We start from the raw sequence: 18,993 nt of genomic DNA, 5'->3' as shown, positions 1-18,993 counted from the left end.
CCGATGACCGGATCCGCTCTTGCCCCACTCACGGGCCAGGTGGCTCTGGTCACCGGTGCCAGCCGCGGCATCGGCCGGGCCATCGCCCTGGAGCTGGCTGCCAGCGGGGCCGAAGTGGTGGTGAACTATGCGGCATCCGCTGAAGCGGCTGAAGTGGTGGTGGCCGCCATCAGCGCCGGTGGCGGCAGGGCCTGGAGTTACCGGGCCGATGTCTCCCAGGAGGCGGAGGTGGAAGCCATGGTTCGGCAGGTGCTGGAGCGCAGCGGCCGCCTTGATGTGCTGGTGAACAACGCCGGCATCACCCGTGACGGCTTGCTGATGCGCATGAAGACCGCTGACTGGCAGAGCGTGATCGACCTCAACCTCAGCGGTGTCTTTCTCTGCAGCCGCGCCGTCTGCCGCACGATGCTCAAGGCCCGTAGCGGCCGCATCATCAACATCACCTCGGTGGTGGCGCTGATGGGTAACCCCGGCCAGGCCAACTACAGCGCCGCCAAGGCCGGGGTGATCGGCCTCACCCGCAGCACCGCCGCCGAGCTGGCCAGCCGTGGGGTCACCGTCAACGCCGTCGCCCCGGGCTTCATCGCCTCAGACATGACCAAGGGCCTGGACGTGGAGCGGATCCAGGCCGCCATTCCCCTGGGCCGGCTCGGTCAGCCCGAGGATGTGGCCGGGGTGGTGCGCTTTCTGGCCGCCGATCCCGCCGCCGCCTACATGACCGGCCAGGTGATCCAGGTGGATGGCGGCCTGGTGATGCGCTGAAGCGCGATCACCCCATCACGATTGGATCGGCTGCCCCAGTTCCTCGCGCAGGCGGCGGATGCGCTGCAGTAGCCGCAGACGACGGGTGCGGGCCGTGATCGTCAGGAACAGCCGCAGGGGCACATAGATCAGGGCCATGGCCAGGCCCAGGCCGGCGATGACCAGGAACACCATCAGGCTGGCCCCCGAAACCGAATCGATCGCCGGATCGGTGAGCGCATCGGCCACGGATGCCGAAAGGCTGGCGCGCAGGTTGTCCTCCATCCAAGGACCCTATCGGCAGAGGGTGCCGGCCGCAGCGCCCGCATGGGCCAGCGATTCGGGTTTCCCCACCAGCTTGACCCTGAATGGGCCACGTCCGCTGTGGGACGCTGAATCTGACTGGGTGCGGCGACCGTACCCGGTTCCGCCTGGGAGGTCGTCCCACCCCGGCGTCAGACCTTTTCCACCTCCTGCACCACCGATGGCCAAGCTGATCAGTTTTTCCGACGCCTCCAGGCGCTCGCTCGAGCGGGGGGTGAATGCCCTGGCGGATGCCGTGCGGGTCACGATCGGACCGAAGGGGCGCAACGTGGTGCTGGAGAAGTCTTTCGGAGCACCCGACATCGTCAATGACGGGGTGACGATCGCCAAGGAGATCAGCCTGGAGGATCCCTTCGAGAACGTGGGCGCCCGGCTGATCCAGCAGGTGGCCTCCAAGACCAAGGACCAGGCCGGTGATGGCACCACCACTGCCACGGTGCTGGCCCAGGCCTTGGTTCACGAGGGTCTGCGCAACGTGGCGGCCGGCGCCAACCCGGTGGGGCTGCGCCGCGGCATGGAGCGTGCGGCGGCCCGGGTGGTGGAAGGAATCGCCGCCCTCGCCCAGCCCGTGGCCGGCGATGCCATCCGCCAGGTGGCCACCGTGAGCTCCGGCGGTGATGAAGAAGTGGGGCGGATGGTGGCCGAGGCCATGGACAAGGTGAGCACCGACGGGGTGATCACCGTGGAGGAATCCCGCTCCCTCTCCACCGAGCTGGAGGTCACCGAGGGGATGGCCTTCGATCGCGGTTATTCCTCCCCTTACTTCGTCACCGATGGAGACCGCCAGGTGTGCGAGTACGACAGCGCCCTGCTGCTGGTGACCGATCGCAAGATCAACAGCATCAACGATCTGGTGCCGGTGCTGGAGGCTGTCTCCCAGGCCGGTGCTCCCCTGGTGATCCTGGCCGAGGAAGTGGCCGGTGAAGCGCTCGCCACCCTGGTGGTGAACAAGAACAGAGGGGTGCTGCAGGTGGCCGCCGTGCGCGCGCCAGGTTTCGGCGACCGCCGCAAGGCGATGCTCCAGGACATCGCCATCCTCACCGGCGCCACCTTGATCAGCGAAGACCGGGCCATGACGCTCGACAAGGTGACCCTGAGTGACCTCGGCCGCACACGCAGGATCACGATCAGCAAAGACAGCACCACGATCGTCGGCACCGAGGACCACAGCGCCGCCGTGGCCGATCGGGTGGCCTCGATCCGCCGCGAACTGGAGGCCACCGAATCCGAGTACGACCGCGAAAAGCTGAGTGAGCGGCTGGCCAAGCTGGCCGGTGGTGTGGCCGTGATCAAGGTGGGCGCCCCCACCGAAACAGAGCTGCGCAACCGCAAGCTGCGCATCGAAGACGCCCTCAATGCCACCCGCGCCGCGGTGGAGGAGGGCATCGTGGCCGGCGGCGGGTTCACCCTGCTGAAGCTGGCCACGGACCTCGACCAGTTCATCGCCGAGCAGAGCGGGGATGAGCGCACCGGCGCTGAGATCGTGCAGCGGGCCCTGGCGGCACCGGCCCGGCAGATCGCCAACAATGCCGGCGCCAACGGCTCGGTGGTGGTGGCAGAAGCCCAGCGCCTCGGCAAGGGCTACAACGCCATCACCGGCTCCTACGACGACATGGTGGCCGTCGGCATTCTCGATGCCGCCAAGGTGGTGCGCCTGGCCCTGCAGGACGCCGTCTCGATCGCCGCGATGCTGATCACCACCGAAGTGGTGATCACCGACAAGCCGGAACCGCCTGCCCCCGCCGGCGGCGGTGGCATGGACCCAATGGGAGGCATGGGTGGCATGGGTGGCATGGGCATGCCAGGCATGATGTGAGCCACTGCGCGGACCGCTGCTTCAGCGGTCCGCAGCCATCCGGCCCACATAGGCGGCCACCTGCAGGTCAACGCCCGTAATGGCGGTGCCCACCACCACAGCGTCCGCTCCCTCGGCCAGCGCCCTGCTGGCCTGATCTGGAGAGGAGAGTCCCCCTTCGCAGATCAGGGCGGTTTCAGAGGGTAACTGCAGGCGCAACGGCGAGAGCAGATCCCAGGCCGGGGGGCGCTGATTGGCCGTGGCTTCGGTGTAACCCATCAAGGTGGTGCCCACCCACCGGCAGCCCAGCGCCGCGGCACGCAGGCCGTTCTCAACGCTGTCGACATCGGCCATCAGCGGGGCCCCCAGATCACGCTGAACCCTCTCGATCAGCCCTGCCAAGTCCTCCCCGTCCGGGCGTTCCCTGGCAGTGGCATCAATCGCGACGATGTCGGCCCCCGCGGCCCACACAGCTCTCACCTCCTCCCATCCCGGTGTGATGTACACGGAGCTGCCGGGATAGACCCGCTTCCAGAGGCCCACGATCAGGGCCCCGGGACAGCGCTGCCGCACCGCTCCGATGTGCTCAGGGCTCTCGAGGCGAACCCCGGCGGCACCATGGGCCAGGCTGGCCTCCGCCATGGCGGTGATCACCGAGGGATCCCGCATCGGTGATCCCGGCGGGGCCTGGACCGAGACGATCAGGCGACCCTGCAGCGCTCGGCGAAGCAGGCGGGGTTCAACGGCCACAGCCCTTCCTCAGGAGGCTTGACGGTGGTCGTCCTGTTCCAGCCCGTCTGGAAGCCAGGAACGCAGGGAATCGAGGGCGGGATGGCTGGGGGCTGGGGCTGGAGTTGCCGGCCCCGGCTGGTTGGCCCGGCCAGCACGACCGGCGCCACTGCCGGTCTCAATCCGCCCCCGCCGCTGGGCCTGTCGGGTTGGTTGGAGCGGCTGCTGAAGCGCGAAGGGTGGGGGAGCGATCGCCCCCTGCGGCGCAGCGGGCTGGGCCGCAGGCGGCTCGACCAAGGGCTTGTTCAGCGGGGGGGCTTCAGCTGCTGCGGAGACAGGCTCCATCGAGCTGTAGGCCTCATCGTCCTCGTTGTTGCCGAAGGTGCTGGCCACCTCCTCAACGCAGTCCTTGAGCAGACCGCGCAGACGGGAGAAGGGATTGCGTCGAGGCCCGGAGGGCTTCTGGGCCGCTGGCTGGGCCGCCCTGGCCTCAACCGCCATGGGAACCGCAGGAAATGGCTCAGGCCCACTGGCAACAGCAGGGGCGACGGCCTCAGCCGGAGCCTCCACCGCTGCAAAGGCGTCCAGTTGTAGCTCCGCAGGGGGAGCAATCACCGGCGGCACGATCGGAGGAGCCAGAGGCCGTTCGGCCAACTCCGATTGCATCGCGAAGATGGCCTGGACGTTGAAGCTGGGCAGCGGTTCAAGGCCAGGGATCGGGCCGAAGGCCTCCGCCAGGGGAGGAAGTGGCTCGGTGGCGAAAGCGACCGCCGGCTCAAGCACAGCCGCTTCAAAGGCGACAGGATCAATATCCTCGGGATCAACCACCGCAACAGCAACGTCGAGCCTCTTCGCTTCAGGCCTTTCGAAAACCTGAGGGGCCTCTGAAGCTTCAGGCTGGAGATCCGTGCTGTTGCCGGCAACTTTCGCAAGTTCCTGCCCCGACTCCGACAGGACCTCAGGCGGCTGGTCAACCCCGGCGGGCACCAGCCATTCCGGGGGCAGGGGCACCGAGTCTTCCAGAATCGACGCGGTGGACAGGGGCTCCGACACCGGGGAGACCGTGGCGGCCACAGCAGGTTGGAACTCGTGGAGTGCCCCACTGGCAGCGGTGGCCACCGCCGGGGTGGGGCGCAGCAGTTGTTCGCGCCACCACAGGCGTGCGGTCTGATCGAGACCCTGGAACTGGATCAGGCTCTCGAGCGCTTCAACCCCGTGGCGATGGGCCCAGCGCCGGGAATGGGCCGAGAGCAGGGCACCATCCCGCCGCTCCAGAGCCTGGAACAGATCATGAGCCGAGAGCCTTGAGCTGCCAGGGGACATCGGGTCGGCCGCGAACGGGGGATGGGTGGTGGACACGGGGGGAGTCAACTGAGTTTGCGATCCAGCAGAGGCCGGATCAGGAGAAACAGAACGAGGGCGAGGGCGGCAAGGAGGCCGAGGCAGGTGAGGCCGGTGAGATCCCCGTAGGGAGCTTCCAGCACCACGGCCTGAAGGGAAAAACTGCCGGCATAGGCAGCGCGAATTGGTTCTATGGCGAAGGTAAGTGGATTCAGGGCCGCAAGCCAGCCCAACCAGGTGGGCATGAAGGAAATCGGTGCCAGCGCTGTGCTGGCAAACAGCAGCGGCAGGTTGGCCACGAAAATAACCGCAATCAGTTCGATATGCCCCGGCAGGGCGAAGGCCAGCCCCAGGCTGAGGGCTGTGACGGCAAACACCAGGAGCAGCAAAGTCACCAGCACCAGCAGCAGCCCGGCAGCGCCGGGCCAGCCGTAGCCCAGCAGGGCGGCGGTGACCATGATCGCCAGGCTCTGAATCAGGCTGAGGCTGGTGATGTAGAGCACCGAGGCCAGCACGATCGAGCTGCGGGAGCGCAGGGGGGCCACCAGCAGCCGGTTGAGAAAGCCGAATTCCCGGTCGAACATCACCGGCAGGCCGGCGTTTAGAGCCGCACTAAAGGCGGTGAAGACGATCACCCCGGCCCCGAGGAAGCGGCCGTAGCTCATGCCATCGGGCAGCAGGCCCTCCGGTGCTTTGGCGAAGAGCGCCCCGAACAGCACCAGCCAGATCAGCGGCTGCAACACCCCCGCCACCAGGGTGGAGGGGCGCCGGGCCAGCTGCAGAAACAGCCGGCGCGTCAGGGCCAGGGTCTCCTGGCTGAGGTCGGCGAAGGCGGAACGCTCGGCCGGGGCCTGGTCGGGCGGGGCGGCGTGGAGCGTCAGAGGCGAGGCGCTGGTCATGGCCGGAAGACAGGAGAGGCGGGCGGGCAGGGGATGAAGCGAGACATCACAGCAGGGAGCTCAGCGCATGGCCTGCTTGCGCTCGGCCTTGGGGTCACGGACGCCGACCACCTCCAGTTCGGCATCCATCAACGTACGGCCGGTGGCCTGGAGGTAGACGTCGTCGAGGCTGGGTCGGCTCTGGGAGAGGGAGAAAACGGGCAGCTGGGCCTGATTCAGTTGCTGCCGCAAGGTTTCAATCACGGCCTCCCCATCCACCACCAGGTTGAGGGAATGGCCCTGGGCGCGGTTCACCACCACCTGGCGAACGCCAGGGCAGCCCTGCAGCACCTGCTGCACCAGGGCCGATTCCATCTCATCGCTGAACTCGCGCACCCGCAGGGTGACGCGATCACCGCCCAGGGCGCGCTTGAGCTCACTGGGGCTGCCCTCGGCGATCACCCGGCCACCGTCGAGGATCGCCAGCCGATCAGCGAGGGCATCGATCTCCTCGAGGTAATGGCTGCTGAGCAGAACCGTGGTGCCGGCGTCCCGCAGCTGCCGCAGCACCTGCCAGATCACGGCGCGACTTTCGATATCGAGCCCCACGGTGGGTTCATCCAGCACCAGCACCGAGGGCTGATGCAGCAGACCACTGGCCAGATCAAGGCGGCGGCGCATGCCGCCGGAATAGGTGCCGCAGCGGCGGTCGATCCAGCCCCCCATGCCCAGCAGCTCGATCAGGTACTGGATGCGCTGGCGCAGGTGGGGAGTGGCCAGGTGATACAGCGCACCCTGCAGCCGCAGCATTTCCCGTCCGGTGAGGATCTTGTCGATGGCCACCTCCTGGGCCACGTAGCCCAGCCGCTCGCGCACCTGGCGGGGCTGCTGCAGGGCATCGATACCAGCCACCCGCACTGCACCACGATCCGGGGCCAGCAGGGTGCAGAGGATGCGCAGGGCAGTGGTCTTGCCGGCCCCGTTGGGTCCCAGCAGGCCATAGAGGCTGCCGGCCGGAACACGCAGGCTCAGGCCATCCAGGGCCGTTACCGATCCGTAGGCCTTGCTGATCTGGTCCAGCTGGATCATGGCGTCTGGCTGGGTTGCTGACACTCCGGCCTGGCCAATGGGAGCTTGCAATCTAGAAAGCGGCGGGGGGGGGGGTGAGTGCCGCCAGCAATTCGCCGATCTGAACGCTGAACACTTCAGCGCCGGGCAGCCGGGCCATCAGCAGCAGCAAGCAGATGCCGAAGAGATACAGAATCGACCAGCGGAACAGCCCCCTGGCCGGAGCCACCTCGTCGGGACTGAGGCCGAGGGTGTGGGCCATCTGCAGAAGGCGGGAGTTGAAGGGGATCACCAGCAGGCCGTAGAGCCAGCCACCACTGGGCAGGGCCAGCACCCCCAGCAGGCTCACCAGCACGGTGGCGCGGGCGTAGTGGCCGATCGCAACGGCAGTCGCTTCGGTGCCCTTGACCACCGGCAGCATCGGAATGCCCACCGAGCGGTAGTCCTCTTTGAGCAGCAGGGCCAGAGCCCAGAAGTGAGCGGGTGTCCAGAGCATCACCAGGCCGAACAGCCACCAGCCGCCAAGGCCCACGTGGCCGGTGGCCGCAGCGGCACCCACCAGCGGCGGGATGGCACCGGCCACACCACCGATGACGATATTCTGCGTGGTGCGGGGCTTGAGCAGGGCTGTGTAGAGCAGCACATAGCTGCAGAGGCCCAGCAGGGAAAGCGCGGCCGCCAGGCAATTGACACCGCTCACCAGCAGCAGGGACGCCGCACAGGTGAGCGAAACCGCCACAGCGAACGCGGTGCCAGCCGACAGCCGGCCGGAGGGCAGGGCCCGGCCGCTGGTGCGCACCATGCGTCCGTCCAGCTCCTGCTCCCAGAGGCAATTGAGCACCCCGGCCGCCGCTGAGGCCAGGGCGCCGCCTCCAAGGGTGCAGGCCAGCCGAGGGGCCGTCATCGGCCAGCCATCGGAGAGGGCCATGCCCCCCAAGGTGGTGGCCAGCAGCAAAGGAATCAACCGGGGTTTGGCGATCTCGAGCCAGGGCGGCAGCTTCACCTTGGAGCGGGACGGCACCACCTGGTCGCGGCTGCTGAGCTGGGGGCTGAGGCTGGTGGCGCTAACCATGACAGGACTCGAGGTGGAGGGTCTGGGGCTGAATGGGATCGATCGCTGCGAGAACGGGGATCGGCCGGTGACGCATGGCCAGGGCGCTGAGCACGGCCACCAGCAGGGCGGCCGTGAGCTGGTGACCCACAGTGACCAGCGGCACCGCCAGGGAGAGGCGCAGGGTGAGAACCCCAAGGGCGATCTGCAGAACCACCAGCAGCAGGGCCGCCAGGGCATAGGGGCCCTGATAGCGCCGATTTCGGTTCACCAGCAGATGGGCGGCCGCCAGCACCAGAACCGCTGTGGCCACAGGAGTGGCCAGCTGGCGGTGCAGGGCCAGCCAACCGCAGGCCACCCCGGAGCTCAGGCAGCTGCCTGAAGCCCACTGGGTGGCCATCAGTGCACCGCTGACCGCCTGGACAAACACCGCCAGGGCCGTGATGGCGGAGGCCAGCCACCAGCCATGGCGCCCCAGCCAGGCCAGAGGCGGGGCCTTGGGCCGATCGGAGCCTTCGCTGGGAGGGGCAGGCTGAGAAGAGGCCGTAAGGGGCGATGGATCAGGATCCAGCAGCCCCTGGTGAATGGCACTCACCAGCGCCACCAGCACGAGCGCAGTGGAGAGGTGGGCCGTGACCACATCAAACCGCAGCAGCTGGGTGACGGTGAGGGCACCCAGCAACCCCTGAAGAGCCACCAGTCCAAGGGCGGAGGCGCTGGCAGCGATTAACCAGGCCGGGCGCCGACCGGCGGGCCGCCTGAGCACCACCACCTGAAGGGCCACCAGTGCCAGACCCACCAAAAAGGCATCCAGGCGGTGGAACCACTCCAGGAACACCTGCAGGTTCATCTGGCGGCCCGGCAGGAAGGTCCCATAACAGAGGGGCCAGTCGGGGCAGGCCAGACCGGCTTCCATGACTCTGGTGGCGCCGCCGATGCCCACCAGAGCGATCAGCGCCACAACCAGATGGGAGCTCAGAAGAGTGGTAGCCCGGGCGGATTGCATGGGGGAAAGCTAGCGATCACGGCAGGTGTTGCCGCTTGGTTGTGGGGAAGCACGCACCTGTCCGGGGCGGGGCCATCCGCAACGACTCGCCATCATGTGCTGACTTCCGCACAGGCTTTCGCGGCAAGCCGAGGGATGAAGACGACCCCAAGCGGCGCGCCGGTGATCCCCATATGGTGGAGGGAGCTTTGATCCAGTTGTGCCCATCCCGTCTGCCGTTCTCAGCCTCGTTCTGGGGATGGCCCTTGTGCTCAGTGGCCTCTGGATTGGCCAGAACGTCGACATCCTGCCGGCGGCAGCCAGCCTGAATGCGCCGATTTACGATCAGCTCTTCAGGGTGCTCTTCAGCATCGGCAGCATCCTTTTCATCGGGATTTTTGGCCTGCTGGTGTTCAGCCTGATCCGTTTTCGTCGCCGCGAGGGTGACACCGGCGACGGTGTGGCCGTGGAGGGGAATCTGCAGCTGGAGATCTTCTGGACCGCCATTCCTGCGGTCGTGGTGCTGTTCGTGGGCATCTACAGCTACGACATCTACGACCGCATGGGCGGCATGGTCCCCCTCAGCGATCCCCACTCCATGCATGGGGCGATGATGACCTCCCAGGGCAGTGATAGCGACGTCAGCGCCGTGATTCAGGCCTCCGTGCTCGGCACCCCCCCTGAACCGTCCGAGCGAATCTGGGGGGGGATCGGATCAGGCCAAGTTTCGGCGGTATCAACCTTGCCTGTGGAGGTCACGGCCCTGCAGTTCGCCTTCCTCTTCCACTACCCCCAGGGGGACATCACCAGCGGCGAACTGCATGTGCAGAAGGGCCAGCCAGTGGAGTTGCGCATGGAGGCCCGCGATGTAATCCACGCCTTCTGGGTGCCCGAATTCCGCCTCAAGCAGGACATCATCCCTGGCCAGCCCACCCTGCTGTCCTTCACGCCAATCAAGGCCGGCAGCTACCCGATCATCTGCGCTGAGCTCTGCGGCCCCTACCACGGCGGCATGCGCTCCACGGTGGTGGTCCATGAGCCCGACGAATTCGCCACCTGGTTCGAGAAGAACAACACCGCCACCGTGGCCATTGCCCCCAGCGCCAGCACCACCGGTTGAGCGAGCAGCCCAGCTGATCAGCCGAAACCAGGAGCCCCCGGTTTCGGCCCTTCAACACTCCAGTCCCTGAGTCTTCCCCCACCGCAGCGCCGCTCGCCTCCATGACCATCGCTCTTCCTCCTCAGACCAGCTCGTCGCCGCCGGGGCTACAGCCCGAGGGCTGGCTGCGTTACCTCAGCTTCAGCCTTGATCACAAGGTGATCGGCCTGCAGTACATGGTGGCCGGCTTCTTCTTCTACCTGGTGGGCGGGGCACTGGCCGGGATGATTCGCATTGAGCTGGCCAGCCCGATCTCCGACTTCATTGGCCGCGAAACCTACAACGAGGTGCTGACGCTCCACGGCACGGTGATGATCTTCCTCTGGATTGTGCCAGTGGTAAACGGTGCCTTCGGCAACTATCTGATTCCCTTTTATGTCGGGGCCCGCGACATGGCGTTCCCGCGGCTCAATGCCGTCGCCTTCTGGTTGATCCCTCCGGCCGGATTTCTGCTGATCGCCAGTTACTTCATCGGCGGTGCCGCCCAATCGGGATGGACTGCCTATCCACCCCTGAGCCTGACCACTCCGGCAGCCGGTCAGGTGGTCTGGATACTGAGTGTGCTGCTTCTGGGGGGAAGCTCCATTTTCGGAGGCATCAATTTCATCGCCACGGTCCTGAAGATGCGTCGACCCGGACTGAAGATGATGCAGCTGCCGATGTATTGCTGGGCGATGCTCGGCACCAGCATCCTGGTGGTGCTCTCCACCCCGGTGCTGGCCGGAACCCTGGTGCTGCTCAGCTTCGACATCATTGCCCACACCGGCTTCTTCAATCCCGCATTAGGTGGCAATGCGGTGGTCTATCAGCACCTGTTCTGGTTCTACTCCCACCCGGCTGTGTACATCATGGTGCTGCCGGCCTTCGGACTGGTCAGTGAAATCCTGCCGGTCCACGCCCGCAAGCCCCTGTTCGGCTACACCACCATGGTGTACTCGATTCTGGCCATTGTCTTCCTGGGTTTGATCGTCTGGGCTCACCACATGTTCACCAGCGCCACACCGCCCTGGATGCGCCTGTTCTTCACAATCGCCACGGCCTTCATCGCCGTGCCCACCGGCATTAAATTCTTCAACTGGCTCGCTACCCTCTGGGGCGGCAAGATAGCCCTAAACAGCGCGATGCTGTTTTCCTGTGCCTTCATCCTTCACTTCGTGTTCGGTGGCATCACGGGTGTGGCCCTGGCCCAGGTGCCGTTCGATATCCATGTGCACGACACCTATTTCGTGGTCGGCCATTTCCACTATGTGGTCTATGGAGGCACGGTCTTCGTGATCTTCGGCTCGATCTACCACTGGTACCCCAAATTCACCGGCCGGATGCTGAATGAGGATCTCGGTCGCTTCCACTTCCTGATCACCTTCATCGGCTTCAACCTCTGCTTCGCACCTCAGCATTGGCTCGGTCTCAATGGCATGCCCCGCCGGGTGGCCGAATACGATCCCCAGTTCACCTTGGTGAATCAGATCAGCAGCGTCGGTGCTCTGCTGATGGCACTGAGCACCCTGCCATTCCTGATCAATGTGTTCTGGAGTGCGTTCTCCGGAAAGGTGGCCGGTGACAACCCCTGGAATGCCCTCACCCCCGAGTGGCTGACCACCTCACCGCCACCGGTGGAGAACTGGAAGGGTGAAGCGCCCCTGGTGACCCACCCTTACGGCTATGGAGTGCCCCCTGGCCAGATCGACCTCAAGGCCGCCACCGGCCGCGAGCTCTGGTCCAGCGGCCAATGACCTGGCCACGGTTCGGCAGTCACGACGACTTTCGGACCACCCCTGCTTCCAGCCGTCTCTGAATTTCCTCCTCCTCCATCGCCAGGAGCCGCCATGACAGCCTTCTCACCCAGCTCGGATCAATCCCCCACTGACACCCTCGCCCCATCCCTGGCGCTGGGTGCCGAGCTGCTGGACCATGGCGCGCCCGAAGGTGGCCATCCCGACCACCGCATGTTCGGCCTGGCCACCTTCCTGGTGGCCGACGGCATGACCTTTGCCGGCTTCTTCGCCGCCTACCTGACCTTCCGGGCCGTGAATCCCCTGCCGGCCGGTGCGATCTACGAGCTGGAGCTGATCCTGCCCACCATCAACACCGTGCTGCTGGTGGTGAGCAGCTTCACCTTTCACCGCGCCGCCAAGCAGCTGCGCCAGAACCAGCTCGGGGCCTGCCGCCTCTGGTTGCTGGTCACCGCCGGGCTGGGCCTGGCCTTCCTCGGCGGCCAGATGGTGGAGTACTTCTCCCTCCCCTTCGGCCTCACCGACAACCTCTACGCCAGCACCTTTTACGCCCTCACCGGCTTCCACGGGCTGCACGTGACGCTGGGGGCTCTGATGATCCTGATTGTCTGGTGGCAGGCCCGGATCCCTGGAAAATTCACAGCCGATCACCACTTCGGCGTGGAAGCCGCTGAGCTCTATTGGCACTTTGTCGATGGGATCTGGTTGATTCTCTACGGAATTCTCTACCTGCTCTGAAGCCACCCTGGCTTGATCTGCATCTCCCTGGTCACAATCGGCGGCAGGACTGTTATAACGATGTCGAACGTCATGCCGTCAACCGGCAGAACCATGCTCCAGGGTAAGGAGTTGCTCAACAAGGCCCGCTCCTTGAGCAACTGCTCGGAAGATGACATCGCCCGTGGCTGCGGCTACGTCAGCCCCAGCGGACGGCTGCTCAAGAAGAGCTTTTACCGGGCCCTGGTGGAAGCCAAGGGCTACCGGCTGGGGGGAGCTGCGGCCAGCTCCGGCCCAGGCAAGGGCCGCCAGGCCGAATTCCGCACCCGCGTGCACGGAAACGGCAACCTGCTGATCGGCCATGCCTACACCCGCCGCATGGGACTGGAGCCCGGCCAGGAGTTTCACATCCAGATCCATCACGAAACAGGCTCGATCTGGCTGCTGCCCGTGGATGACACCGGCGGCACTCCAGGCCCTTCAGGCCCAGGCTTGCCCTAGTCCTCTTCGGGGTGGAAGCTGGCGCCGAAGGCCAGCAGGTCGACGCCGCTGAAGAGGAAGCTCACCCCCACCAGGATTCCCAGAACGGAGAGCTGTCCCGCCAGTTTCATCGAGAGGATCAGGCCGCCGAGCACCAGGGTGACCAGGCCGTTGAGGAGCCCCCAGACCCAGCCGGGTGCACCCCGGTGGCTGACCGCCACCAGCACCGCCACCAGACCTTCCACCAGAAACACCACACCAACGGCCAGGGACAGCGCCGCCACCTGATCGGCCACCTGCAGAGGCCCGCCGCGGAACTGGGAGATCATCCAGCCACCGGTCACCAGGAACAGGGTGGAGACCACCAGCCGAAAGAAGGTGTGCCGGCGGCTGAGTTGACGGGCCCTCACCAGGTTGTCGATCCAGCCCACCAGACCGCCCACCAGGAAGGCCAGGGCCACCATCGCCGTGATCCAGAAGGAGGCCACCACTGGAAACACCAGCGCCAGCACCCCCAGCACCAGCATCAGCACTCCTTCGGCGATGGTGAAGGTGCGCAGGGCCGCCACCTGACGGCGCTCAATCGAACGCAGGGGCGGCAGCGGCGATGTCATGGGTCCCGTACAAGAGAGGTCCCCAGGTTACGGCGGGTCTTCAGCCCCAGCCGTGCTCCGCCAGCCAGGCCCGATCCAGTGGCGGTTGGGCCGACGGGGGCTGCTGAGTGTGCTGCAGCAGGCGTTCGGTGTACTTCGCCAGCAGATCCGCCTCCAGGTTGACCCGATCCCCCACCTGCCGTCCCGTCAGAGTGGTGCTCCCCCAGGTGTGGGGAATCACGGCGATCCAAAAACGCTCCCCGGCCGGGTCGCTGCCCGCCACCGTCAGGCTGATGCCGTCGACGGCCACGCTGGCCTTGTCGCAGACATAGCGCCCATAGGCGGGGTCGGCCCAGGCCAGCTCCAGCCGCCAGGAGCCCGCCTCCTGCGTGATCGCCAGCACCTCACCGAGGCCATCGACGTGACCGCTGACCAGGTGCCCCCCGAGGCGGTCGGAGAGTCGCAGGGCCGGCTCCAGATTCACCACCGCACCGGCTGCGGCCTTGGCGGCCAGGGTGCTGCGCCGCAGCGTCTCCTCGCTGACATCGGCGCGGAAGCCATCCTCCATCAGCGCGCTGACCGTCAGGCAGACCCCGTCCACCGCCACGCTGTCGCCGAGGGCCAGCGGATCCAGGCCGCCGACACCCTCAATGGTCACGCCGTTGGCGTGGCGCCGCAGACGGCCAACCGCCTGAACCAGACCGGTAAACATGGGGGGTTGTGGCGCTCCTGGCCATAATCGGACAAAGGGCCAGCGCTTCAGGACCATGGTGGAGATGCGCGTCGCCGGAATTGCCCTGGATGCGGCCAGTCGCAGCCCGATCGTGCTGCTGCGGGATCCTTCCGGTCGCCGTCAGGTGCCGATCTGGATCGACCAGGCCCAGGCCCAGAACATCTTGGCGGGACTGGGGGGCACCACCCCACCCCGCCCCCTCAGCCACGACCTGATGGCCGCCCTGATGGCCGTGGGCGGGGTCAGCCTGGAGCGAGTGATCATCCACTCGATCGAGGACGCCACCTTCCGGGCCGTGCTCAAACTCAGCGATTCCGACGGCGAAGCCAGCGAACTCGACTGCCGTCCCAGCGATGCGATCGCCCTGGCCCTGCGCACCGGCAGCGCCATCTGGATGCTGGAGGAAGTGGTGGCGGACGCCTCGATCCCGGTGGATTCAGAAGCGGATGCCGAGGAGAAGGCCGATTTCCGCCGCTTCATCGACCAGGTGAGTCCCGCCGAGCTGATCCGCAATCTCAGCCGGGCCCAACGCCAGGAGAACCCCGATGGAGACGACAGCGCGCCGAACCCGGATACAGCGGGCAGCGGCAACTCCTGAGGTCAGCGTGTTCCCAGAGCGGCGACCCTTCGGGGGAGGGCCTGAGGTTTCTCTGTTCAGCCTCGGCACCATGCGGGCCCTCGGTAGCACCGAGCAGATGCTGGAGGTGCTGGAGGCCGCCCTGGAGGCGGGCATCAACCACATCGAGACAGCCCCCTCCTACGGGCCGGCCGAGGCCTACCTGGGCCAGGCCCTGTCCCATATCAGTCGCCGCAGGCCCGCTGAGCGCGCCGAGCTGGTGCTCACCAGCAAGATCCTGCCCGGGGCCTCCCTGGAGGGCGGCCAGGCCCAGTTGCGCGCCAGCTTGGAGCGCCTGGGGGTCGCTCGCCTCGACAACCTGGCCGTGCATGGGCTGAACCGAGCCGAACACCTGGAGTGGGCCTTAGGGGGGCCAGGGGCTCAGCTGCTGGAGTGGGCCCTGACGCAGGGGCTGGTGGCTCAGCTGGGGTTCAGCAGCCATGGCTCCACCCCCCTGATTGAGCGGGCCCTGGCCAGCGGGCGGTTCAGCTTCTGCAGCCTGCACCTGCATCTTTTCGATCAGGAGCGGCTGCCCCTGGCCCAGCGGGCCCTGGCCGCAGGCCTGGGGGTCCTGGCCATTTCACCGGCCGATAAAGGCGGGCGCCTCTACGACCCACCCCCCGAGCTGATCGACGACTGCTCGCCCCTGCAGCCCCTGCGGCTGGCCTACAGGTTTCTGCTGGCCCAGGGGATCAGCAGCCTGACCCTCGGGGCCGAAACACGGCAGGACCTGGAGCTGGCCGGGCAACTCCGGGCCGCCGCCGGCCCCCTGGAGCCCCTGGAACTCCAGGCCCTCAGCCGCCTTGAGGCCAGCGGCCGCGCCCGCCTCGGCGCCGAGCGCTGTGGCCAGTGCCGGGCCTGCCTGCCCTGTCCCAGCGAGGTGCCGATCCCCGAGCTGTTGCGCCTGCGCAATCTGGCCCTGGGCCATGGCATGGAGGCCTTCGCCAGCGAGCGTTACAACCTGATCGGCAGGGCCGGCCACTGGTGGGAGACGCTCAATGCCAGCGCCTGCCGCAGCTGCGGCGCCTGCCTGCCCCGCTGTCCCCATGGGCTGGAGATTCCTTCCCTGCTGGCCGACACCCACAGGCGTCTGGCGGCGGCCCCCCGGCGCCGACTCTGGGGCTAGGGGGCGCTGCGGTCCCAGAGCGATTGCAGTTGGCGGCGCTGCTCGGGGGCCAGCGGTGGCAGGGAGGTGCAGCGTGCCAGCAGCGGCTGCGGCGGATAGAGCAGGGCAGCCACCGCTGGCGGCCAGCTGGAGAGCGCCGACGCCAGCAGCTCCCGGCGTAGCGGCGGCACCCATCCGGCCGCCAGCAGGCGGCTGATCAGGGGCGCCTCCCGCGCCTGCAGCAGCCAGCGCAGCGGCGGCAGCTCCCGGGTCTGGGTCGGGCGCAGCAGCAGATTCCACCAGAGGGCTGAGCCGCTCTCCGGCAACAGGGCGCTCAGGCGGGTGTCACTACGCAGCAGTGGCAGCACCCTCTGGCTGGGCAGCACAGCGGCCTCCACCCGGCCGGAGAGCAACAGATTGAGGCCATCGCGATCATCAAAGGCAGCGGCCTGACGGCGCAGCCGTCCGAGCTGATCGCCCAGGCGGGGGTCAGCGAGGCTGGCGGGATCGCCCGGAGGTAGCCCCAGCTGGCGCAGGGCCAGATCAATCACCACCCGCGGCGAGGACGGCAGCAACAGTTGCTCCCGCAGACTCGGGTCCAGCAGCAGCGACCAACCTTCGCCCTGCCGGGCCACCAGCTCGCGGCGGTTGCGCAGCACCAGCAGCCAGGTGCCGAAGGCCCAGGGGTAGGCCAGGGCCGGCGCTGGTTCGGGCCGAAACAGACGACTGGGCGCCTGGGCCTCGGGCGCCAGCCCCTCCCAGAGTTCAGAGGCGGCAACAGATTCCGTTGCCGCGAACGGCTGCCACTGCGGCAATGCCGTGGCCTCCAGCCAGCCGTCGCCCAACTGCATCAGTGCGGCCGAGCGGGCCTTGAGCACCGCTTCGGGACCGTCCACGGGCTGGGCCCTCCAGGGATCCGGCAGCCGCTTCGCCCAGGCGGCGGGCAACTCACCGCGCCCATAGACCAGCTGCACGGCGGAGCCCCGGCCACAACCCCCCACCAGTCCCAGGCCGGCCAGGGCGGAGAGCTGCAGCAGCCTGCGGCGGCTCATCGAGCTGCTGGGGGGGCGGGAATCGGCCTGCATCGCTGGACCCTAGGCGGCGATCAACTGCTCTCCATCAGCCGCTCCATGGCCTGATCACAGGCGGAGGCCAGGGCCGCAGGGCTGCGGCCGCTCAGCTCCCAGAGCAGGGCCAGACCACCGGCCCCCACCCCCTCCTTCACATAGCCCCGCTCGTAGTCGCGCAGGGCGGCGCTGCGGCAGTGGGCGAAGCGCAGGGAACTGGCAAAGGCCATCGGGCTCACGCCCCAACGCTCCCCCACCCGCTGCAGCAGCAGGCTGAGGTCGCTGCCGGGCTCTTGGGCCACCCAGGCGGTGGTACCGAGGGCCCCATAGGCCGCCAGCGCCGGGCGCTGGTGGGCCGGCGCCAGCGCCAGCGCCAGCGCCAGCACGGCCGCCATCTGGCTGCCGCCGGCCAGCAGAACCGGCACCCGCCGGCCGGCGGCCCCGAGCAGGATGCCCGCTGCCAGGGCCTGCATCGGATCGCCAACGGCGGCCAGCACCGCCAGGGGATCAAGGTCCAGCGCCGCCGCCGCTCCTGGCCCGGGCCCCAGCGGCTCCAGCGCCGCCGCCGCCAGCCCGCGCGCCGTGAGCTCGCCCTTGAGCGCATGGGCTGGCTGGCGGAGGCTGCCGCTCACCAGACCTCCAGCTTCCACCCCAAGGCCGGTGAGCACCGCCTGGGCCGTGCTGGTGCCCCCCGGCACGCACTCGGCGATCACCACCGGTGCTGGCTCGCCGCTGGGAGTGGTGTGGCGGGCGGCCGCCCAGCGGGCTCCCCAGCGCTGGCCCAGCCGCAGCAGCCTCTGCACCCGTTGCCGCGGCATCGCCGCTCCGGTGCTGAGGCAGCGGGCCGGGGTGCCCCCCAGGCGCAGGTGGGGGACGGCCGGAGCCACCGCGCAGCCCAGATCGGCCACCAGGGGCACCAAGGCCAGGCCCTGGCAGACCACATGGGAGATCAGGGCCGGGCTGACCCCGGCGGGCAGGGGGGGCAGGGCATGGGGCCGCCGCACCGACGGGCCCAGCAGGAGCAGTTCGGCGTCGGCGGCGGCGGTGGCCAGCCGCACCTCAGGAGTGGCTCCGGCGGCGGAGATGCCCGGCACCGCGGCGGTGTCGGTGCCAGCCAGCAGCAGCAGTATCTGGCTCTCACGCCAGTCGCGGCCAAAGCGTTCGCACCAGCGACGGGCCTGGTCCGGGTCACCGCAGAGGCTGATCAAGGGAACTCAGAGGGGATCGAGCGCCACCAGCGACCGCAGCTGGGGCGGTGGCTCGCTGATGGGCGCCTGCAGCCGCGGAAAGATCCAGTAGGCCACCGCATGCAGGGCCAGCACATAGATCAGGTTCTGGACCAGCACAAGGGTCAGGGCCATCAGCTGCACCTGCAGCAGGTCGGGGCCGACCCCCAGGTTGAGCAGGGAGCTGAGGCGCTCCAGCACGCCGGCGGCGGCGGCGGTGATCAGCACCCAGAGGTTCTCCCCCAGCAGCAGCGAGAGCACCGCGACCCGCACCAGGAAGCCGGCACTGCCGATCAGCAGGCCCACGCTCCAGGTAAGCCACCAGCTGCGGCGCTCTGCCCAGCCCCAGCCCAGCCAAAGGGCCAGCAGTCCGTAGGGGAAGAGCACCAGCGGCCCCCGGATCGGCCCCATCAACGCCACCAGCAGCAACGATGTCACCACTGCGCCCTCCCAGCCGGGCCGCCAGCCCTGACGCACCTGCAGAAGGGCCAGGGGCAGGGGCAGCGCCAACCGGAACAGGGCCCCGCCCACCGGCAGGTAGTAGAGGCCCGCCCAGAGCAGGGCGGTGGCGGAGGCCAGATAGGCGGTTTCGACCAACTGGCGGGCCTGGCGGCGGCTGAGGCTGGTGTTGGCGGTCTTGGGAGTTGGGGGG

The 18,993-nt window shown here is 67.9% G+C and carries 20 protein-coding genes; 8 read left to right on the top strand and 12 right to left on the bottom strand.

Translation table 11 applies throughout. The features are described from left to right. The first annotated feature begins 3 nt into the window (after nucleotides 1-3). On the top strand, nucleotides 4-762 hold the full coding sequence (gene fabG / locus KBY67_RS12110) for a 3-oxoacyl-[acyl-carrier-protein] reductase (protein ID WP_255111299.1): 759 nt from the start codon (nucleotides 4-6) through the stop codon (nucleotides 760-762). A 15-nt stretch (nucleotides 763-777) separates the two neighbouring features. Here the strand turns inward: fabG and KBY67_RS12105 are convergent, their stop codons facing one another. Continuing rightward, nucleotides 778-1,026 carry a hypothetical protein gene (locus KBY67_RS12105; RefSeq protein ID WP_255111314.1) on the bottom strand — a complete coding sequence of 83 codons (249 nt, stop codon included), beginning with the start codon at nucleotides 1,024-1,026 and terminating at the stop codon, nucleotides 778-780. Nucleotides 1,027-1,225: 199 nt separating this feature from the next. Between KBY67_RS12105 and groL the strand changes: the two genes are divergently transcribed. Then, on the top strand, nucleotides 1,226-2,881 hold the full coding sequence (gene groL, locus KBY67_RS12100) for a chaperonin GroEL (RefSeq protein ID WP_255111298.1): 1,656 nt from the start codon (nucleotides 1,226-1,228) through the stop codon (nucleotides 2,879-2,881). A 21-nt stretch (nucleotides 2,882-2,902) separates the two neighbouring features. Here the strand turns inward: groL and KBY67_RS12095 are convergent, their stop codons facing one another. From KBY67_RS12095 to KBY67_RS12070, 6 genes are read right to left on the bottom strand one after another with little or no spacing between them, the layout of a single operon-like run. After that, nucleotides 2,903-3,610: an N-acetylmannosamine-6-phosphate 2-epimerase gene (locus tag KBY67_RS12095; RefSeq protein ID WP_255111297.1), complete on the bottom strand. Its 708-nt coding sequence runs from the start codon at nucleotides 3,608-3,610 to the stop codon at nucleotides 2,903-2,905. Between the two features lie 9 nt (nucleotides 3,611-3,619). Next, nucleotides 3,620-4,912, bottom strand: a complete 1,293-nt coding sequence (locus KBY67_RS12090; RefSeq protein ID WP_255111296.1) for a hypothetical protein — start codon at nucleotides 4,910-4,912, stop codon at nucleotides 3,620-3,622. A 44-nt stretch (nucleotides 4,913-4,956) separates the two neighbouring features. After that, complete coding sequence (locus KBY67_RS12085; protein ID WP_255111295.1) at nucleotides 4,957-5,829, bottom strand: ABC transporter permease; 873 nt, start codon at nucleotides 5,827-5,829, stop codon at nucleotides 4,957-4,959. 60 nt (nucleotides 5,830-5,889) lie between these two features. Further along, nucleotides 5,890-6,897 carry an ABC transporter ATP-binding protein gene (locus KBY67_RS12080; protein ID WP_255111294.1) on the bottom strand — a complete coding sequence of 336 codons (1,008 nt, stop codon included), beginning with the start codon at nucleotides 6,895-6,897 and terminating at the stop codon, nucleotides 5,890-5,892. A 52-nt stretch (nucleotides 6,898-6,949) separates the two neighbouring features. Beyond that, nucleotides 6,950-7,948, bottom strand: coding sequence for a heme o synthase (locus KBY67_RS12075; RefSeq protein WP_255111292.1), 999 nt, complete (start codon nucleotides 7,946-7,948; stop codon nucleotides 6,950-6,952). Next, nucleotides 7,941-8,933 (bottom strand): COX15/CtaA family protein, encoded by a 993-nt coding sequence (locus KBY67_RS12070; protein ID WP_255111291.1) that lies wholly within the window; start codon nucleotides 8,931-8,933, stop codon nucleotides 7,941-7,943. The genes KBY67_RS12075 and KBY67_RS12070 overlap by 8 nt, the downstream gene beginning before the upstream one ends. Before the next feature lie 199 nt (nucleotides 8,934-9,132). Here KBY67_RS12070 and KBY67_RS12065 point away from each other — a divergent pair, with 199 nt between their 5' ends. The 4 genes from KBY67_RS12065 (at nucleotide 9,133) to KBY67_RS12050 (ending at nucleotide 13,022) form a co-directional block, all read left to right on the top strand. Further along, the gene (locus KBY67_RS12065; protein WP_255111290.1) at nucleotides 9,133-10,032 is read left to right on the top strand and encodes a cytochrome c oxidase subunit II; all 900 of its coding nucleotides are present in this window, start codon (nucleotides 9,133-9,135) and stop codon (nucleotides 10,030-10,032) included. A gap of 101 nt (nucleotides 10,033-10,133) precedes the next feature. Continuing rightward, entirely contained in the window at nucleotides 10,134-11,804 is a 1,671-nt protein-coding gene (gene ctaD, locus KBY67_RS12060; protein WP_255111289.1) for a cytochrome c oxidase subunit I, read from the top strand. Nucleotides 11,805-12,017: 213 nt separating this feature from the next. Next, nucleotides 12,018-12,542 carry a heme-copper oxidase subunit III gene (locus KBY67_RS12055; protein ID WP_399214407.1) on the top strand — a complete coding sequence of 175 codons (525 nt, stop codon included), beginning with the start codon at nucleotides 12,018-12,020 and terminating at the stop codon, nucleotides 12,540-12,542. Between the two features lie 93 nt (nucleotides 12,543-12,635). Continuing rightward, a complete protein-coding gene (locus KBY67_RS12050) occupies nucleotides 12,636-13,022 on the top strand; it encodes an AbrB family transcriptional regulator (protein ID WP_255111287.1) in 387 nt (128 codons plus the stop codon). On the opposite strand, the gene KBY67_RS12045 is transcribed toward KBY67_RS12050, so the two are convergent. Next, nucleotides 13,019-13,615 carry an HdeD family acid-resistance protein gene (locus tag KBY67_RS12045; RefSeq protein ID WP_255111286.1) on the bottom strand — a complete coding sequence of 199 codons (597 nt, stop codon included), beginning with the start codon at nucleotides 13,613-13,615 and terminating at the stop codon, nucleotides 13,019-13,021. The two genes, KBY67_RS12050 and KBY67_RS12045, sit on opposite strands and share 4 nt — an antisense overlap. Before the next feature lie 40 nt (nucleotides 13,616-13,655). Continuing rightward, a complete protein-coding gene (locus KBY67_RS12040; protein ID WP_255111285.1) occupies nucleotides 13,656-14,306 on the bottom strand; it encodes a riboflavin synthase in 651 nt (216 codons plus the stop codon). Nucleotides 14,307-14,361: 55 nt separating this feature from the next. Between KBY67_RS12040 and KBY67_RS12035 the strand changes: the two genes are divergently transcribed. Both KBY67_RS12035 and KBY67_RS12030 read left to right on the top strand, forming a co-directional pair. Then, nucleotides 14,362-14,925: a bifunctional nuclease family protein gene (locus KBY67_RS12035; RefSeq protein WP_255111284.1), complete on the top strand. Its 564-nt coding sequence runs from the start codon at nucleotides 14,362-14,364 to the stop codon at nucleotides 14,923-14,925. Between the two features lie 7 nt (nucleotides 14,926-14,932). Then, nucleotides 14,933-16,069 (top strand): aldo/keto reductase, encoded by a 1,137-nt coding sequence (locus tag KBY67_RS12030; protein WP_255111311.1) that lies wholly within the window; start codon nucleotides 14,933-14,935, stop codon nucleotides 16,067-16,069. Here KBY67_RS12030 and KBY67_RS12025 read toward each other — a convergent pair. From KBY67_RS12025 to KBY67_RS12015, 3 genes are read right to left on the bottom strand one after another with little or no spacing between them, the layout of a single operon-like run. Continuing rightward, a complete protein-coding gene (locus KBY67_RS12025; protein ID WP_255111283.1) occupies nucleotides 16,066-17,133 on the bottom strand; it encodes a hypothetical protein in 1,068 nt (355 codons plus the stop codon). The genes KBY67_RS12030 and KBY67_RS12025 overlap by 4 nt on opposite strands. 20 nt (nucleotides 17,134-17,153) lie before the next feature. Then, nucleotides 17,154-18,323: a nicotinate-nucleotide--dimethylbenzimidazole phosphoribosyltransferase gene (locus tag KBY67_RS12020; protein ID WP_255111282.1), complete on the bottom strand. Its 1,170-nt coding sequence runs from the start codon at nucleotides 18,321-18,323 to the stop codon at nucleotides 17,154-17,156. 6 nt (nucleotides 18,324-18,329) lie between these two features. Beyond that, nucleotides 18,330-18,938: a DUF2232 domain-containing protein gene (locus tag KBY67_RS12015; protein WP_255111309.1), complete on the bottom strand. Its 609-nt coding sequence runs from the start codon at nucleotides 18,936-18,938 to the stop codon at nucleotides 18,330-18,332. Nucleotides 18,939-18,993: the final 55 nt, after the last annotated feature.

The sequence above is a fragment of the Synechococcus sp. RedBA-s genome (genome assembly GCF_024345495.1).
Classification (GTDB): Bacteria; Cyanobacteriota; Cyanobacteriia; order PCC-6307; family Cyanobiaceae; genus Regnicoccus_A.
The sequence above is the reverse complement of the archived record's forward strand: the minus strand, read 5'-3'. Positions and strand labels throughout refer to the sequence as shown.

What these genes read in the sequence shown, in the direction of transcription:
- fabG (WP_255111299.1), top strand. Translation starts at nt 4, where the DNA reads ATGACCGGATCCGCTCTTGCCCCACTCACGGGCCAGGTGGCTCTGGTC.
- KBY67_RS12105 (WP_255111314.1), bottom strand. Translation starts at nt 1,026, where the DNA reads ATGGAGGACAACCTGCGCGCCAGCCTTTCGGCATCCGTGGCCGATGCG.
- groL (WP_255111298.1), top strand. Translation starts at nt 1,226, where the DNA reads ATGGCCAAGCTGATCAGTTTTTCCGACGCCTCCAGGCGCTCGCTCGAG.
- KBY67_RS12090 (WP_255111296.1), bottom strand. Translation starts at nt 4,912, where the DNA reads ATGTCCCCTGGCAGCTCAAGGCTCTCGGCTCATGATCTGTTCCAGGCT.
- KBY67_RS12085 (WP_255111295.1), bottom strand. Translation starts at nt 5,829, where the DNA reads ATGACCAGCGCCTCGCCTCTGACGCTCCACGCCGCCCCGCCCGACCAG.
- KBY67_RS12080 (WP_255111294.1), bottom strand. Translation starts at nt 6,897, where the DNA reads ATGATCCAGCTGGACCAGATCAGCAAGGCCTACGGATCGGTAACGGCC.
- KBY67_RS12075 (WP_255111292.1), bottom strand. Translation starts at nt 7,948, where the DNA reads ATGGTTAGCGCCACCAGCCTCAGCCCCCAGCTCAGCAGCCGCGACCAG.
- KBY67_RS12070 (WP_255111291.1), bottom strand. Translation starts at nt 8,933, where the DNA reads ATGCAATCCGCCCGGGCTACCACTCTTCTGAGCTCCCATCTGGTTGTG.
- ctaD (WP_255111289.1), top strand. Translation starts at nt 10,134, where the DNA reads ATGACCATCGCTCTTCCTCCTCAGACCAGCTCGTCGCCGCCGGGGCTA.
- KBY67_RS12055 (WP_399214407.1), top strand. Translation starts at nt 12,018, where the DNA reads ATGTTCGGCCTGGCCACCTTCCTGGTGGCCGACGGCATGACCTTTGCC.
- KBY67_RS12050 (WP_255111287.1), top strand. Translation starts at nt 12,636, where the DNA reads ATGCTCCAGGGTAAGGAGTTGCTCAACAAGGCCCGCTCCTTGAGCAAC.
- KBY67_RS12045 (WP_255111286.1), bottom strand. Translation starts at nt 13,615, where the DNA reads ATGACATCGCCGCTGCCGCCCCTGCGTTCGATTGAGCGCCGTCAGGTG.
- KBY67_RS12040 (WP_255111285.1), bottom strand. Translation starts at nt 14,306, where the DNA reads ATGTTTACCGGTCTGGTTCAGGCGGTTGGCCGTCTGCGGCGCCACGCC.
- KBY67_RS12035 (WP_255111284.1), top strand. Translation starts at nt 14,362, where the DNA reads ATGGTGGAGATGCGCGTCGCCGGAATTGCCCTGGATGCGGCCAGTCGC.
- KBY67_RS12025 (WP_255111283.1), bottom strand. Translation starts at nt 17,133, where the DNA reads ATGCAGGCCGATTCCCGCCCCCCCAGCAGCTCGATGAGCCGCCGCAGG.